Origin of the sequence: Arthrobacter sp. SLBN-53 (assembly GCF_006715585.1) — a bacterium.
Classification (GTDB): Bacteria; Actinomycetota; Actinomycetes; order Mycobacteriales; family Mycobacteriaceae; genus Mycobacterium; species Mycobacterium neoaurum_A.
Map to the genome: position 1 here is coordinate 4,720,636 of NZ_VFNN01000001.1, position 14,767 is coordinate 4,735,402.

Genomic DNA, 14,767 nt, shown 5'->3' on the forward strand with positions numbered 1-14,767 from the left:
CAAATTAGGGTGACCTTACTTGTTTGGCCGTCGATTGTGCGAGCCACCCCGGTCAGGGTTGGCTGAAACCCCAGTCGAGAAGGCTGATCGCCTGGCCGTACAGATCACCCGAGCCGTACATCTGTACCACCACCAGCCTGCGGTCGCCGCGTTGGGCGGCACCGACGTAGGTTTTGCGGGCCAGGTTGGTGAAGCCGGTCTTACCCCCCAGATCGCCGGGGTAGCGGGTGAGCAGTTCGTTCTGGTTGGCCAAGGTGCGCCCGGGAAACGCCGCCGATCTCGAACCCATGATCTGGGCGATCAGCGGATAGCGCAGTGCGGCGCGGAACATGACGGCCAGATCATGGGGTGTGGTGACCGACTCCCAGCCCGGACCGTCCAGCCCGGAGGGCGAGGACGCCCGGGTGTTGCGGGCGCCGACGCTGGCGGCCTTTCGGTTCATCGCGGCGACCGCGTTGCGCTGGCCGCCCAGCATGTCGGCGAGCATGTTCGCCGAGTCGTTGCCCGACACCATGAGCAGCGCGCTGAGCAACTGGGACACGGTATAGGGCTGGCCGGGAGTCAGTCCCACGCACGAGCATTCGACCTTGGTGTGCGACGTGTTGGCTCTGGCGAAATTGTCCGGCCGCAGGTTGTCGAGCACCGTCATGGCCAACAACACCTTGATGGTGCTTGCCGGGGCGTAGGAACCGTAGGGGTCGTTGGCGGCCAGGACCCGGCCGGTATCCAGATCGGCCAGCAGGTAGGCCTTGGCGGGACCGTTGGTGAATGTCTGGGCGCCAACGGGTTCCACGGCGGGCGCGGCGTGAGCGGGCGCCGCGATGACCGTGCTGAGGGCGAGCGCGGTCGCCGCGAGCAGATGCCGCACCCGCGTGAGCGTACGGCCGGCAGGACTCGAAGCGGTCTCCGTCCGGTCTCGACTCCGACGCCAGCACGCCGACTACAGCACGCCGACGCTGACGGCGCGGTCTTGGGCGAATCCCCAGTCCAGCAACGCCGACGCCTGATCCCAATAGGTCGGACCACCCTCGCGGACGAGGCCGAACATCATCGCCACCACCAGACGGCGTCCGTCCCGCTGGGCCGCGCCCACGAAGGTCTTTCTCGCCATATCGGTGAACCCGGTCTTGCCGCCCAGCATGCCGGGGTAACGGGTCAAGAGCTCGTTCTGATTGACCAGGACGCGGTCGCCGTTGCGGCCGGGAAAGACCGCCGTCGGCTGCGCGGTGATCGCCGCGAACCCGGGATTGGCCATCGCGGCGCGGAAGATCACGGCGAGGTCGTGCGGCGAGGACCAGATGTCGATACCCGGCCCGTCCAGTCCTGAGGGGGAGCCCGCGGTGGTGGCGCGGGCACCGATCGCGGCGGCCTTGGCGTTCATCTTCTCCAGCGCCGCCGGCCTGCCGCCGAGCATCGTCGCCAGAGTGTTTGCTGCGTCGTTGCCCGACACCAGCAGCAGACCCTCCAACAGCTGACGCACCGTATAGGTCACGCCGGGGGCCACACCCGCGCAGTTGCACTCCACCTTGGTGTCGGCCTCATCGGCGACCACCGTCGCGTCCAGCGGCAGTTCGTCGAGTGCGACCAGGGCCAGCAACACCTTTATCGTGCTCGCCGGTGGGTGGCGCGCGTACTCGTCTCGGGCGGCCAGGACCGCGCCCGAATCCAGATCCGCGACCACCCACGCCTGTGCAGGTCCGTCGGGTATCGGCAGCGAACCGACGGGCTGGTTCACCCCGATATCGGCACTGGCCGAACCGGCGCCGATGGTCACCAGGAACAGGGCCGACACAACACCGGCGACAAGCCTTCGCATGGCTTGTGACCCTAACTACCTTTTGCACCCAGAGGTTTGGAAGGTGCCCTCACCGGTAACGTAAGACCAGCGCGAACCAGAGTGGCCATCGACCATCGAGGGGGACGAAAACAATGTGCGGCATCGCCGGCGAGGTTGCTCGCGGCCGGTCGGCAGATCTCGGAGCCATTGCCCGAATGGCAGAAACCATGGTGCCGCGGGGCCCCGACAGTGGAGGTTTCTGGTCCCAGGGCGGTATCGCCCTCGGTCACCGCCGACTGGCGATCATCGACCTGTCCAGCCACGGGCAACAGCCGATGCACGACCCCGAACTCGGACTCACGGTCGCGTTCAACGGGTGCATCTACAACTACCCGCAGCTGCGCCAGGAACTCCTGGGCAAGGGCTACCGATTCTTCTCCCACAGCGACACCGAGGTCGTGCTCAAGGGTTACCGCGAGTGGGGTGAGAAGGTCGTCGACCACCTGTACGGCATGTTCGCCTTCGCGGTCACCGAGGTGGACAGCGGTCGGGTGCTGTTGGCCCGCGACCGGCTCGGCATCAAGCCGCTGTACTACACCGATACCCCCGACGCCTTGCGGTTCGCTTCCTCGCTACCGGCGCTACTGGCCGCCGGCGGGGTCGACACCTCGATCGATCCCGTTGCGCTGCACCACTATCTGAGCTTCCACTCGGTGGTTCCCGCCCCCCACACCATCGTGGCCGGTGTCAAGAAACTGCCGCCGGGCACCATCATGCGGATCGAACCGGACGGCAGGCGCACCCAACACACCTACTGGGAGCCCGTATTCGAGCGGTCGGCGGAGCGTTCGGGGTGGTCGGACACCGAATGGGAAGAGGCCATCCTCGCCTCGCTGCGAACCGCCGTCGAACGCCGGCTCGTCGCCGACGTGCCGGTCGGCTGCCTGCTGTCGGGCGGGTTGGACTCCAGCCTGATCGTCGGGCTGTTGGCCGAGGCCGGCCAGCACGGCCTGGCCACCTTCTCCATCGGGTTCGAGGCCGCCGGCGGTGAGGAGGGCGACGAGTTCAAGTACTCCGACATCATCGCCCGCCACTACGGCACCGACCACCACCAGATCCGCATCGACACCGCCCGCATGCTGCCCGCGCTGTCGGGAACCATCGCGGCCATGAGTGAGCCGATGATGAGCCACGACTGTGTGGCCTTCTACCTGCTCTCCCAAGAGGTCAGCAAGCATGTCAAGGTGGTGCAGTCCGGGCAGGGCGCCGACGAGATCTTCGCCGGCTACCACTGGTACCCGCCGATGGCCCACGCTCCCGACGGTGATCCGGCCGCCGCGCTGGCCAGCTATCGCCAAGCCTTCTTCGACCGCGACCACAACGCACTGAACGCGCTGCTGCAACCGAATTGGCGCTTGGATGCCGACATCGCCGGCGACTACGTCCGGAGTCATTTCGCCCACCCCGGTGCGGCGACGGCGACCGATCGCGCGTTGCGCCTCGACACGACCGTGATGTTGGTCGACGATCCCGTCAAACGCGTGGACAACATGACCATGGCGTGGGGACTGGAGGGGCGGGTGCCCTTCCTGGACCACGAGCTGGTCGAACTCGCCGCGACCTGCCCGCCGCACCTCAAGACCGCCCACGAGGGCAAGGGTGTGCTGAAAGAAGCGGCCCGCAAGGTCATCCCGCACGAGGTGATCGACCGGCCCAAGGGCTACTTCCCGGTGCCGGCGCTCAAACACCTCGCCGGGCCCTACCTCGATCTCGTGCGCGATGCGCTGCACAGCGACGGCGCCAGGGCCCGTGGTCTGTTCGACAAGACCGAAGTGGACCGACTGCTGGCCGACCCGAACGGTTACCACACCCCACTTCGGGGTAACCCCCTGTGGCAGCTCGGGCTGCTGGAGCTCTGGCTGGCGCACCACGTGGATGGGGTAACGACGAGATGACCCTGGAGAAGGCGACTCCAGAGGACGACGCCTCGCCGAAAGAGGTCATCCAAGACCTCGGTTGGGGCCGGCTGGTCTTCGGACAGACCTTCGACGATCCTGGTCAACTCGGCACCGCGCTGCGCGCCGAGGCCAGCGGCCGCCGCGATATCGGCATGTACCTCGAGGCGCCGCACGTGTTCGTGGCCCTCAACCCGCAAGAGTTCTTCATCGACCCGAGCTTCACCTATCGCCTGGATCTCACGACGCCGTTGGCCTACCGACCCGAAGACCTGCCCGGTGTGACGGTGCGGCGGGTGCAGTCCATGGCGGACTGCGCCGCCATCAACGAGATCTATCTGCAGTGCCGGATGGTGCCCGCCGACGTCGACCTGATGTGGCACAACAGCCAGTCCGAAGAGCACATGATCTATCTGGTCGCCGTCGACGATCAGAGCGGATCGGTGGTGGGCACCGTCACCGGTATCGATCATGCTCAGTTGTTCGACGATCCGGAGAACGGTTCGAGCCTGTGGTGTCTGGCCGTCAGCCCGACGTTGTGTCGTCCGGGCGCCGGCGGGCTGCTGGTGCGCTCACTGGTCGAGGAGTTCATCGCCCGCGGGCGAGCCCAGATGGACCTGTCGGTACTGCACGACAACGACGCGGCCATCGCCCTCTATGAGCGGATGGGTTTTCAACGCGTCCCCGAACTCGGCGTCAAACGCAAGAACGCGATCAACGAAAAGCTCTTCGCACCCGCGCAACCCGAGGAAGAGCTCGATCAACTCAATCCGTATGCGCGCATCATCGCCGACGAGGCCATCCTGCGCGGTATCGCCGTCCAGGTCCTCGATGCCCAGGGCGGGTACCTGCAACTCACCCACGGGGGCACCACCGTCACCACGCGGGAGTCGCTCTCGGAGCTGACCAACGCGGTGGCGATGAGCCGGTGCGACGACAAGCGCATCGCGCGCAAAGTGGTCGGCGAGGCCGGAATCGTTGTGCCCCAGGGTGTCACAGCCACCTTCGGGGAGGAGGATCACCGCTTCCTTGCCAAGGTGGGCTCGGTGGTGGTCAAACCTGCCCGCGGTGAGCAGGGCGCCGGCATCACCGTCGGGGTGACCCGCCACGACGAGCTGGACCGTGCGCTGCAGCTGGCCAGCAAGCATTGTCCCGACGTACTGATCGAGGAGCGTTGTGCCGGCGAGGATCTGCGCATCGTGGTGATCAACGGCAAGGTCATCGCGGCGGCGGTCCGCCGCCCGCCGGAAATCATCGGCACCGGCAAGCACACCGTGCGGTCGCTCATCGAAGCCCAGAGTCGGCGCCGGGCGGCGGCCACCCAGGGGGAGTCGCGCATCCCGCTGGACTCGGTAACCGAGGACACCGTGCGCGAAGCCGGCTGGGAGATGGACGATGTGCTGCCCGCCAACGAGCGCCTGGTCGTGCGGCGCACCGCCAACCTGCACACCGGCGGCACGATCGTCGACGTCACCGATGACCTGAACCCGTTGCTGGCCAAGGTGGCGGTCGACGCCGCCGATGCCATCGGCATCCCGGTGACCGGTATCGACCTGATGGTGCCGTCGGTCGACGGCGAGGAGTACGTTTTCATCGAGGCCAATGAGCGTCCGGGCCTGGCCAACCACGAACCGCGCCCGACGGCGCAGGCTTTCGTGGATCTACTCTTTCCCCGGACCGCGGCGACACCCTGGGCGTGGCAGCCCGATCCTGTCGACCAGGGTTAGCGGTATCACGGGGACGCCTGGACTGTTCGGGCGTCCCGTAATCAATGCTTGAGAAGGAGGCATGGTGTCCGAACGTGCGGTGATGCCGGAAGAGACCCGGGCGTGGATGATCGACACGCTGTTGGCAATGCTGCAGACGCCCAGTCCGTCGGGTCGCACCGACGCGGTGATGCAGTTGATCGGCGACACACTGAACGAGATCGGCGTGCCGTTCACCCTGACCCGCCGCGGTGCGTTGACCGCGGTGCTGCCCGGTGAATCCAGCACCACCGATCGTGCGGTGGTGGTGCATGCCGACACCATCGGCTGCATGGTGCGCGATCTGAAGGACAACGGGCGCCTGGAGCTGATCCCGGTGGGCACGTTCTCGGCCCGTTTCGCCACGGGCGCCCGGGTGCGGATCTTCACCGACGACGCCGACGAGTTCTTCACCGGGACGGTGATGCCGCTCAAGGCCTCCGGGCACGCGTTCGGCGACGAGATCGACACCCAGCCCACCGAATGGGAACACGTCGAGGTCCGCATCGATCGCAAGGTGACCAACCGGGCCGAGCTGGAAAGGCTCGGGTTTCGGGTCGGCGACTTCGTCGCATTGATCGCCGCCCCCGAGCTGACCTCGGACGGCTACATCGTCTCCCGGCATCTGGACGGTAAGGCCGGTGTCGCGGTGGCACTCGCGCTCGCCAAGACCGTCGCCGAGCAGAAGATCGTGCTGCCGCACACGACGACGATCATGGTCACCATCACCGAAGAGGTCGGGCACGGCGCCAGCCACGGTTTGGATCCCGACGTCGCCGAGCTGGTGTCGGTCGACAACGCGGTGTGTGCCCCCGGGCAGCACTCCATCGAGGACGGCGTGACCATCCCGATGGCCGATCTGCACGGACCGTTCGACTATCACCTGACGCGCAAGTTGTGCAGGCTGGCCGAGGAACACCAGATCCCGCATGCGCGCGACGTCTTCCGCTACTACCGCTCCGATGCGGCTGCGGCGATCGAGGCCGGTGCCAACACCCGGGCCGCGTTGGTCGGATTCGGCCTGGACGGCAGCCACGGCTGGGAGCGCACCCACATCGATTCCCTTGAGGGTGTCTACAACCTGCTGTTCGCCTGGTTGCAGACGCCGCTGACGTTCGCGAAATGGGATGCCAAACCGTCCGGCCAGCTGCGCGACTTCCCGTCGTCGAAGCAGCCCGCACCCACCGAACAGTGGGTGCCGCTGTCCCGCGGCGACCACGCCGAACCGGGCGAATGGTCGGGCGAGCACTGGCCGCCCGCGGAAGGTCCCGCCGGCCAGCAGTGATGAATGGTTCAATCGAGTCGTGCTGAGCATCGAAGAGATCTCCGACCGTCTCGAAATACAGCAACTGCTCATCGCCTACTCCACCGCGATCGACTCGCGCCGGTTCGATGATCTCGACCAGGTGTTCACTCCCGACGCCTATATCGACTACCGGGCCATGGGCGGTGTCGACGGCCGCTACCCAGAGGTCAAGGCGTGGTTGTCGGAGGTGCTGTCCAACTTCCCGGCCTATGCGCACATGTTGGGCAACTTCGACGTGCGGATCACCGGCGACACCGCGACCTCGCGCACGCTGTGTTTCAACCCGATGGTGCTCGGAGGGGACGGACAGGTCCTCTTCTGCGGGCTCTGGTACGACGACGAGTTCGTCCGTACCGCCGAGGGCTGGCGGATGACCAAGCGCGTCGAAGAGAAGTGCTTCGACCGGGTCGTCTGAGTCGGCGCCGCCGTCGGGTGGCCTGAATTTGGGCGGGCCCTGGCTGCTCTGGCAGAATGGGCCGCTGTCCGTTCGCGACCCGTTAGATGCGCCGCGCGGCGGTCACACACGTAAGGCAAAACCGGATCCCGGCATCCCGCCGGAGATCGCCGAATTGCAGCGTGGCAATGCACAGGAGTGATTCATGGCTGTCAAAATCAAGCTCACCCGTATGGGCAAGATCCGCAACCCCCAGTACCGCATCGCCGTCGCCGACGCGCGCAACCGCCGCGACGGCCGCTCCATCGAGGTCATCGGCCGTTACCACCCGAAGGAAGAGCCGAGCCTGATCGAGATCGACTCGGAGCGTGCGCAGTACTGGCTGGGCGTCGGCGCGCAGCCGACCGAGCCCGTCCTCGCGCTGCTGAAGATCACCGGTGACTGGCAGAAGTTCAAGGGCCTGCCGGGCGCCGAGGGCACCCTGAAGGTCAAGGAGCCCAAGCCCTCCAAGCTGGATCTGTTCAACGCCGCACTGGCCGCCGCCGATGACGCGCCGACCGGTCAGGCCGTGACCCAGAAGAAGAAGAAGGCCCCCAAGGCCGACGACAGTGCTGAGGCTCCTGCCGAAGAGGCCGCGGCCGAAGCTCCCGCCGCCGAATGAGTTCCGTCGTCGTCGACGCCGTAGAGCACCTGGTGCGCGGGATCGTCGACAATCCCGACGATGTCCGGGTGGACATGGTCACCAACCGTCGTGGTCGCACGGTCGAGGTGCATGTGCACCCCGAGGACCTGGGCAAGGTCATCGGCCGCGGCGGGCGCACCGCCACCGCGCTGCGGACCCTGGTCGCCGGGATCGGCGGCCGCGGGATCCGTGTCGACGTGGTGGACACCGACCAATAGCGTCATGGAGTTGGTCATCGGGCGGGTCGCCAAGGCACACGGTGTCACCGGCGAGGTCGTCGTGGAGATCCGTACCGACGACCCGGCGCAGCGGTTCGTCCCTGGTGCGCAGTTGCGCGGTCGCGCGGCCCGGGGTGGTCCGGAGCGAAGCTTTGTCATAGAGACGGTGCGCGAGCACGCCGGTCGACTGCTGATGCGGTTGACCGGCGTGTCCGACCGCAATGGGGCCGACGCGCTGCGCGGCACTCTGTTCCTCGTCGACACCGAGCAGCTTCCACCCATCGATGATCCCGACGAGTTCTACGATCACCAGCTCGAGGGGCTGGCCGTGCGCACCGTCGACGGCACGGTGATCGGCACCGTTGCCGAGGTGTTGCACACCGCGGCCGGTGAGCTGCTGTCGATCAAAACCCCGGAGGGCCGTGAGGTGCTGGTCCCGTTCGTCAGCGCCATCGTCACCGCCGTGTCGTTGGCCGACGGCACCGTGGATATCGATCCCCCCGACGGCCTGCTCGATATGGACTGATATGCGGCTGGACGTCATCACGATCTTCCCCGCCTATCTCAATCCACTTCACGAAGCCTTGCCCGGCAAGGCAATACAGGCCGGCATCGTCGAACTCGCGGTACACGACCTGCGACGCTGGACCCACGATGTGCACAGGTCGGTCGACGATTCACCCTATGGCGGTGGTCCCGGCATGGTGATGAAGGCGCCGGTGTGGGGAGCGGCGCTCGACGAAATCTGTACGCCTGAAACGCTTTTGGTGGTGCCCACTCCTGCCGGGCGGCCGTTCACGCAGAGCACCGCGCAACGGTGGAGCACCGAGCATCACCTGGTGTTCGCGTGCGGACGCTATGAGGGTATCGATCAGCGGGTGGCCGATGATGCCGCCAAGCGGATGCGGGTCGAAGAGGTGTCGATCGGCGACTATGTGCTCGCCGGCGGCGAATCGGCCGCGTTGGTGATGATCGAGGCCGTGGTTCGGCTGATACCGGAAGTGCTCGGTAATCCCGAGTCGCATCAACAGGATTCGCATTCCGATGGACTGCTCGAGGGGCCCAGCTACACCCGGCCGCCGGTCTGGCGTGAGCTGGAGGTTCCACCGGTCCTGCTGTCCGGCGACCACGCGAAGATCGCGGCCTGGCGCCACGACCAGTCGGTGCAACGCACCAGGGAACGCAGGCCCGACCTTCTCGACTGACCCGGGCCGGCGGTGTGCCGCCACCGGTAGCCCGGCCGGCATGAGGGACAGCCGAACTCGCTTCCAAGTCTGTTCTTGTCGGTGCCGACCGACCGGCAGGAAAACAGCGCTGAGAAAGCTGAGAGTTCTCTCAACATAGGTTAGGCATACCTATTGTGTTCTCCGTACAGTGCAGCTAACGTTCCGACGCGTCTAGCTGACACCGCTGTCAAAAAAGGAGAATTCGTGCCAAAGTCTCTACCTGCCGACTCATCGGAGCACAGTTTCGGCTCCCCGAACGAGTCGACATCGGCTCCCCGTCCTGGCAAACTTTTTGCGGCCAGTGTGGCGATGGCAACCGCAGGTGCCCTCGTCGCTGCCCCCGTGGTGACGGCACCGACAGCGCTGGCGGCCAGCACCCAGGCCCGTCACCAAGCCGTCGAGCTCGCGGCGTTCGAGAACCCGTTCGTGGTGCTGCAGAGCGCATTACAAGCCACCGGCAACAACCTGAACACCCTCGGCGGCAACATCAACACCCAGTGGACCACGCTCGGTGCGACCCTGGGCACACCGGCCGTCCAGGCTGAACTGGCCGATACCGTCCGCAACGTCTTCAACCCCGGTCGCACCATCGGCGCAACCGTCGCGGCCCCCGGGAAGTACGGCCCACGCATCCTCGAAGGTGCAAGCGACATCGGCAGCGCGGCCTTCAACGCGCTGGCAGCACTGGTGGTCAGTCGCCCGTCCTTCGACACCGCCGGCCGGCCGATCCTGGATCCGGAGACCGGTGAGCAGGTCATCCGCCCGGCGGTGCTTCCGCTGGTCGCGGGCCTGCTGGCCCAGGGCAAGGTCGTGGAGGCCTTCGGCGAACTGAACTACTGGTTCCTGGTGGACGGGCTGGTGCACCTGCGTGCCGCGTCGCTGGACCTGCTGCGCATCCCTGGCGACTTCCTCGACGATCTGGGCCTGGGTACCCTCGGCCGGATTCTCGGCACGTCGTGGATGACCACGGTCAGGCCCGATGGCGAGCTCGATGGCCCCGGCCTGTTGTCGCGCGGTGTGATCGGCAACTTCGGCAGGGCCATGCTGGCGCCCGCGGTGACGGCGACATTCCAGACCGTCGAGATCGTCCAGGCCACGATGTCGGCGGTGATGAGCGGCAACCTGGTGGATGCTCTCAGCCATCTGGTCAACGCGCCGGTGAAGATCATGAGTGCCTTCGTCAACGGTTACGTGCCGGGCTTCCTCGGCGGTGACGATCCCATCTGGGAGCCGGGCAGCGGCCAGACCTTCCCGGGTCTGTTCTCCCCGCAGGGCACCTTCGATTTCTTCTTCGCGCAGCTGCCGCAGCAGATCGCCCGTGCCCTCAACGTTCCTCGGCCCGAACCGGTGCCCGAGGCGGCGGCAGAGCAGGAAACCGATCCGGCCGCCGGTTTGGTGCTGCAGACGGGCTTGCGGTCCGATGTCGAGGACCACTCGCCCGAATCGGTCGAAGAGGTGACCGATCCTGTTGCGGGTGAGCCGGTTTCGGGGGAGTCGACCGTCGCCGACGAGGCCACCGAGGCCACCGAGGTCGTTGATGAGGTGACCGATGGGACCGGCGGCGATGCTGCCGATCTCACCGATGCCGGCGGCGGTGCGCAGGCCGTCGACCTGGCCGATGGCCTTAAGGGCGACGAGGGTTCCGAGGATTCCAAGGACGACCTGAAGAACGAGCTCAAGAATGACCTGAAGAACGAGAAGAACGAGAAGGACTCCAGCGAGTCCAAGGACGCCAAGGACTCCGGTGAGGCCAAGGGCGCCAAGGGCTCCAACGAGTCCACGGGTGCCAAGGACTCCGGCGACTCCGATCGCGGCGACACCACGTCGAGCGGATCCGGATTCGACAGCGGAGAGTGATCTCTGGCGACATGAGATGAGGGGCCTGTCCTGAAGGCCCTGTCCGTGGGGGTGACCGACAGGTCATCCCCACGGTTCGTCTCGCCCCTAGAGGTGCCCGCCGGGGAAGATCGTGCGGACGGCATCGGTGATGGTTTCGCGCGCCGCGTCGTCTCCGGTGGCCTGCATGGAGCTGATGGCCATCACGAACCGGCGATCGGGGCCGATGACACCGGTGGACAGGTGCATCCAGTCGGCGCCGACACAGCACATCCAGCCCTGCTTGACCGCGACCGGTTCGCCGGGAATCCCCTCCGGGATGCCGAAGCGCTGCGGATAGACCCCACCGGGCACCATGCCGTCGGGCGCGGTCGGGGTGGACTGTGACAGGTTGGCAATGATGATGCTCGCCCGCTCCGGCGGAAGCCCGCCCGTGCCGGCGAGCAGCTTGTCGTAATAGCGGACCAGGTCGGTCACCGTGCTCGTCGTGTTGAACCACCGCCCGTTGCCCGGCGCGCTGGTCGTCGACAGGCCATATCGCGCGACGACGCGATCGATGATGTCGGTGCCCCCGCTGCGATTCCAGAACACCTCGGCGGCGCTGTCATCGGAGGATCGCAACATCACGTCGAGCATCACGCGGTCCTCGGGGCTGAGTTCTGCCTGTCCCTCGGACTCCTGGAGCAGCAGATCGTCGGCGATGAACAGTTTCACCACCGAGGCGATCGCGACGGGGTCCGGAGCCCCGTTGGTCACCATCTGGCCGGTATCGCGGTCCAGGATCGCGACCGTCAGGTCGGCGCCGGCCGCGGCGGCATCGTCGCTGGCCTTGTTTACCCGGTTCTGCAGCCCGTCGAAGGTTGCGGCGGGCTGATCGGGTGGAGCTTGGGGGAGCGGTGCCGCCGTCGCCAGTGGCGCGGCCACGGTGAGCTGAGGCGCCTCGGGTGATACCGCAGGTGCGCCGTACCCCTTGGCTTCGCACCCGGCCACCAGAGCTGTCGTACACGCCGCTGCCAAGACCAGGTGGAAGGCGGTCACCGGCCGCGGCATGGAGTCCTCCAGGTTCTCAGGTGGATGGGGATCGCCGGCCACGGTGGCTCAGGCATGTCATCTACCCCGGTGACCAGTAGCCTAATCACCGTCGCAGGCCGCTGCAGCCCGGGCCGACCGGTGTGCGATTTCGCCTGTCGCGCCTCGTCTGGCACAATTGAACAGTTGCCTGCGCAGGGTCAGTCCCTGCTGCCTGGCACGTCCAGTCAGATCCGCCCGAATACGTCGGCTCGGCTGCGCGAACGTTGCGCCGCCCGCGAAGAGCCGCCCACAGCAAGGAAGAGTCACCGATGAACACGCTTGACTTCGTCGACCAGGCGTCGCTGCGCGACGACATCCCGGTATTCGGCCCCGGCGACACCGTCAACGTGCACGTCAAGGTCATCGAGGGTTCCAAGGAACGTATCCAGGTCTTCAAGGGTGTCGTGATCCGGCGCCAGGGCGGCGGCGCCCGCGAGACCTTCACCGTGCGCAAGGAAAGCTACGGCGTCGGCGTCGAGCGGACCTTCCCGGTGCACTCGCCCAACATCGACCACATCGATGTCGCCACCCGTGGTGACGTCCGTCGCGCCAAGCTGTACTACCTGCGCGAGCTGCGCGGCAAGAAGGCCAAGATCAAGGAAAAGCGCTGACGCTGACCGGTCAGGTCATGACGACACGCCCGCCGGTCCGGCTGCTTTCAGCCATGCTGGCTACCCTGATGCCGTGACCGACGACGCCGAGGAAACCGCCAATCCGGAATCGGGTACCGATACCGACGGCGACGAGCAGCACAAGCCGAAGAAGAAGGGCGGCGCCCTGCGTGAGGGCGCCATCCTGGTCACCATCGCACTTGTGCTCTATTACGTGATGTTGACCTTCGTGGCCCGTCCGTACCTGATTCCCTCGGAGTCCATGGAGCCGACGCTGCACGGCTGCCCGGGTTGCGTCGGTGACCGGATCATGGTCGACAAGCTCACCTTCCGGTTCACCGAACCCGAACCGGGCGATGTCGTCGTCTTCAAGGGTCCGCCGAACTGGAACATCGGCTACAAGTCGATCCGGTCGGACAACACCGCGATCCGCTGGATGCAGAATGCGCTCTCGTTCATCGGCTTCGTGCCACCCGACGAGAACGACCTGGTAAAGCGGGTGATCGCGGTCGGCGGACAGACCGTGCAATGTCGCGCGTCCACCGGTCTCACAGTCGACGGCAAGAAACTCGACGAGCCCTACCTGGACCCCACCACGATGAACGCCGACCCGGCGGTCTACCCGTGCCTCGGCAACGAGTTCGGGCCGGTCACCGTGCCCGAGGGCAAGCTGTGGGTGATGGGCGACAACCGCACGCATTCGGCGGACTCGCGCTCCCGTTGCGCGAACCTGCCGCAGGACGCGCAACGTGGGCTGATCTGCACCGGTGATCCGGAGGCGGGCACGGTCCCGGTCGCCAACGTCATCGGTAAGGCCCGGTTCATCGCGTGGCCGCCGGGCCGGTGGGGCGGCGTGGACAGCGTGAACCCGCAGGCCGACTAGGAGCCGGTGCTGTGCCGGCGAGTTGGCCGCCCCGAGCCGTGATCCGCAGATCCGGCCTGCGCACCCTGGAATCGGCGCTCTACCGCAGTGGACTGGGCCCGGTGGCCGGCGTCGACGAGGTCGGCCGCGGCGCATGCGCAGGTCCGCTGGTGGTCGCAGCTTGCGTTCTGGGGCCCAATAAGTTCAAAAGCCTTGCCGCCCTTGATGACTCGAAAAAACTCACCGCGGTCGAGCGGGAACGACTCTTCCCGCTGATCCGTCGTTACGCGCTGGCTTATCACGTGGTCTTCATACCGTCGGTCGAGGTCGACAGGCGCGGGGTGCACCATGCCAACATCGAGGGCATGCGGCGCGCGGTGGCAGGGTTGCCGCTGCGGCCGGGTTATGTGCTCTCCGACGGCTTTCGTGTCCCCGGGCTGCCGATGCCCTCCCTGCCGGTGATCGGCGGCGATGCGGCGGCCGCCTGCATCGCCGCGGCCAGCGTGCTTGCCAAGGTCAGCCGGGACCGGCTGATGGTGGCGATGGACCGCGAACACCCTGGCTACGGCTTCGCCGAACACAAGGGCTACAGCACACCGGTACACACCGCCGCGCTGGAGACGCTCGGGCCGTGCGCCGAACACCGGTACTCGTTTGCGAACGTCCGGCGAGTCGCGGGCCCGGGAGCGGCGGCGCGCAGCTTTGATGGTGACGCCGGGTGGGGAATGATGGATGCCAACCTAGACGAAGGACAGCAGAGCAGATGAGTGCCGAGGATCTCGAGAAGTACGAAACCGAGATGGAGCTCTCGCTGTACCGCGAGTACAAGGACATCGTCGGGCAGTTCAGCTACGTGGTGGAGACCGAACGACGCTTCTACCTCGCCAACAGCGTCGAGATGGTGCCCCGCAACGCCGACGGTGAGGTCTACTTCGAGCTACGGCTCGCCGACGCCTGGGTGTGGGACATGTATCGCCCGGCGCGCTTCGTCAAGCAGGTCCGGGTCATCACCTTCAAAGACGTCAACATCGAAGAGGTCGAGAAGCCCGAGTTACGCCTACCCGACTGATCCTCGGGAATATGC

General features: G+C 66.5%; 16 protein-coding genes. 13 read left to right on the plus strand and 3 right to left on the minus strand.

Going from position 1 to position 14,767, the window contains the following annotated elements:
- Positions 1–52: 52 nt before the first annotated feature.
- Both FBY28_RS22630 and FBY28_RS22635 read right to left on the minus strand, forming a co-directional pair.
- Positions 53–868 (minus strand): D-alanyl-D-alanine carboxypeptidase family protein, encoded by an 816-nt coding sequence (locus tag FBY28_RS22630; protein ID WP_141869467.1) that lies wholly within the window; start codon positions 866–868, stop codon positions 53–55.
- Positions 869–940: 72 nt separating this feature from the next.
- Positions 941–1,816 (minus strand): D-alanyl-D-alanine carboxypeptidase family protein, encoded by an 876-nt coding sequence (locus FBY28_RS22635; protein ID WP_141869468.1) that lies wholly within the window; start codon positions 1,814–1,816, stop codon positions 941–943.
- Between the two features lie 113 nt (positions 1,817–1,929).
- Here FBY28_RS22635 and FBY28_RS22640 point away from each other — a divergent pair, with 113 nt between their 5' ends.
- The 9 genes from FBY28_RS22640 (at position 1,930) to FBY28_RS22680 (ending at position 11,160) form a co-directional block, all read left to right on the plus strand.
- Positions 1,930–3,732, plus strand: coding sequence for an N-acetylglutaminylglutamine amidotransferase (locus tag FBY28_RS22640; RefSeq protein WP_141869469.1), 1,803 nt, complete (start codon positions 1,930–1,932; stop codon positions 3,730–3,732).
- Positions 3,729–5,459 (plus strand): N-acetylglutaminylglutamine synthetase, encoded by a 1,731-nt coding sequence (ngg, locus tag FBY28_RS22645; protein ID WP_141869470.1) that lies wholly within the window; start codon positions 3,729–3,731, stop codon positions 5,457–5,459. Before FBY28_RS22640 ends, ngg begins: the two co-directional genes overlap by 4 nt.
- Before the next feature lie 64 nt (positions 5,460–5,523).
- Positions 5,524–6,762 (plus strand): osmoprotectant NAGGN system M42 family peptidase, encoded by a 1,239-nt coding sequence (locus FBY28_RS22650; protein ID WP_216847902.1) that lies wholly within the window; start codon positions 5,524–5,526, stop codon positions 6,760–6,762.
- Between the two features lie 19 nt (positions 6,763–6,781).
- Entirely contained in the window at positions 6,782–7,198 is a 417-nt protein-coding gene (locus FBY28_RS22655) for a nuclear transport factor 2 family protein (protein ID WP_141869471.1), read from the plus strand.
- Between the two features lie 184 nt (positions 7,199–7,382).
- Entirely contained in the window at positions 7,383–7,838 is a 456-nt protein-coding gene (gene rpsP, locus FBY28_RS22660) for a 30S ribosomal protein S16 (protein WP_141869472.1), read from the plus strand.
- On the plus strand, positions 7,835–8,077 hold the full coding sequence (locus tag FBY28_RS22665; protein WP_005148848.1) for an RNA-binding protein: 243 nt from the start codon (positions 7,835–7,837) through the stop codon (positions 8,075–8,077). Before rpsP ends, FBY28_RS22665 begins: the two co-directional genes overlap by 4 nt.
- A gap of 4 nt (positions 8,078–8,081) precedes the next feature.
- Complete coding sequence (gene rimM / locus FBY28_RS22670; RefSeq protein WP_141869473.1) at positions 8,082–8,603, plus strand: ribosome maturation factor RimM; 522 nt, start codon at positions 8,082–8,084, stop codon at positions 8,601–8,603.
- A gap of 1 nt (position 8,604) precedes the next feature.
- On the plus strand, positions 8,605–9,282 hold the full coding sequence (gene trmD / locus FBY28_RS22675) for a tRNA (guanosine(37)-N1)-methyltransferase TrmD (RefSeq protein ID WP_141869474.1): 678 nt from the start codon (positions 8,605–8,607) through the stop codon (positions 9,280–9,282).
- Between the two features lie 330 nt (positions 9,283–9,612).
- Positions 9,613–11,160, plus strand: coding sequence for an ICP22 family protein (locus FBY28_RS22680; RefSeq protein WP_141869475.1), 1,548 nt, complete (start codon positions 9,613–9,615; stop codon positions 11,158–11,160).
- Between the two features lie 87 nt (positions 11,161–11,247).
- On the opposite strand, the gene FBY28_RS22685 is transcribed toward FBY28_RS22680, so the two are convergent.
- The gene (locus FBY28_RS22685) at positions 11,248–12,189 is read right to left on the minus strand and encodes a serine hydrolase (protein WP_174241711.1); all 942 of its coding nucleotides are present in this window, start codon (positions 12,187–12,189) and stop codon (positions 11,248–11,250) included.
- Positions 12,190–12,479: 290 nt separating this feature from the next.
- Here FBY28_RS22685 and rplS point away from each other — a divergent pair, with 290 nt between their 5' ends.
- The 4 genes from rplS to FBY28_RS22705 all read left to right on the plus strand — a co-directional run bounded on the left by rplS (position 12,480) and on the right by FBY28_RS22705 (position 14,752).
- Positions 12,480–12,821, plus strand: a complete 342-nt coding sequence (gene rplS, locus FBY28_RS22690; RefSeq protein WP_019511321.1) for a 50S ribosomal protein L19 — start codon at positions 12,480–12,482, stop codon at positions 12,819–12,821.
- Between the two features lie 73 nt (positions 12,822–12,894).
- Positions 12,895–13,704: a signal peptidase I gene (gene lepB / locus FBY28_RS22695; protein WP_141869477.1), complete on the plus strand. Its 810-nt coding sequence runs from the start codon at positions 12,895–12,897 to the stop codon at positions 13,702–13,704.
- Positions 13,705–13,715: 11 nt separating this feature from the next.
- Positions 13,716–14,450, plus strand: coding sequence for a ribonuclease HII (locus FBY28_RS22700; protein ID WP_141869478.1), 735 nt, complete (start codon positions 13,716–13,718; stop codon positions 14,448–14,450).
- Positions 14,447–14,752 carry a DUF2469 domain-containing protein gene (locus FBY28_RS22705; protein WP_019511324.1) on the plus strand — a complete coding sequence of 102 codons (306 nt, stop codon included), beginning with the start codon at positions 14,447–14,449 and terminating at the stop codon, positions 14,750–14,752. The genes FBY28_RS22700 and FBY28_RS22705 overlap by 4 nt, the downstream gene beginning before the upstream one ends.
- Positions 14,753–14,767: the final 15 nt, after the last annotated feature.

What these genes read in the sequence shown, in the direction of transcription:
- FBY28_RS22685 (WP_174241711.1), bottom strand. Translation starts at nt 12,189, where the DNA reads ATGCCGCGGCCGGTGACCGCCTTCCACCTGGTCTTGGCAGCGGCGTGT.
- FBY28_RS22635 (WP_141869468.1), bottom strand. Translation starts at nt 1,816, where the DNA reads ATGCGAAGGCTTGTCGCCGGTGTTGTGTCGGCCCTGTTCCTGGTGACC.
- FBY28_RS22680 (WP_141869475.1), top strand. Translation starts at nt 9,613, where the DNA reads ATGGCAACCGCAGGTGCCCTCGTCGCTGCCCCCGTGGTGACGGCACCG.
- rpsP (WP_141869472.1), top strand. Translation starts at nt 7,383, where the DNA reads ATGGCTGTCAAAATCAAGCTCACCCGTATGGGCAAGATCCGCAACCCC.
- trmD (WP_141869474.1), top strand. Translation starts at nt 8,605, where the DNA reads ATGCGGCTGGACGTCATCACGATCTTCCCCGCCTATCTCAATCCACTT.
- rimM (WP_141869473.1), top strand. Translation starts at nt 8,082, where the DNA reads ATGGAGTTGGTCATCGGGCGGGTCGCCAAGGCACACGGTGTCACCGGC.
- FBY28_RS22640 (WP_141869469.1), top strand. Translation starts at nt 1,930, where the DNA reads ATGTGCGGCATCGCCGGCGAGGTTGCTCGCGGCCGGTCGGCAGATCTC.
- FBY28_RS22705 (WP_019511324.1), top strand. Translation starts at nt 14,447, where the DNA reads ATGAGTGCCGAGGATCTCGAGAAGTACGAAACCGAGATGGAGCTCTCG.
- rplS (WP_019511321.1), top strand. Translation starts at nt 12,480, where the DNA reads ATGAACACGCTTGACTTCGTCGACCAGGCGTCGCTGCGCGACGACATC.
- ngg (WP_141869470.1), top strand. Translation starts at nt 3,729, where the DNA reads ATGACCCTGGAGAAGGCGACTCCAGAGGACGACGCCTCGCCGAAAGAG.
- FBY28_RS22665 (WP_005148848.1), top strand. Translation starts at nt 7,835, where the DNA reads ATGAGTTCCGTCGTCGTCGACGCCGTAGAGCACCTGGTGCGCGGGATC.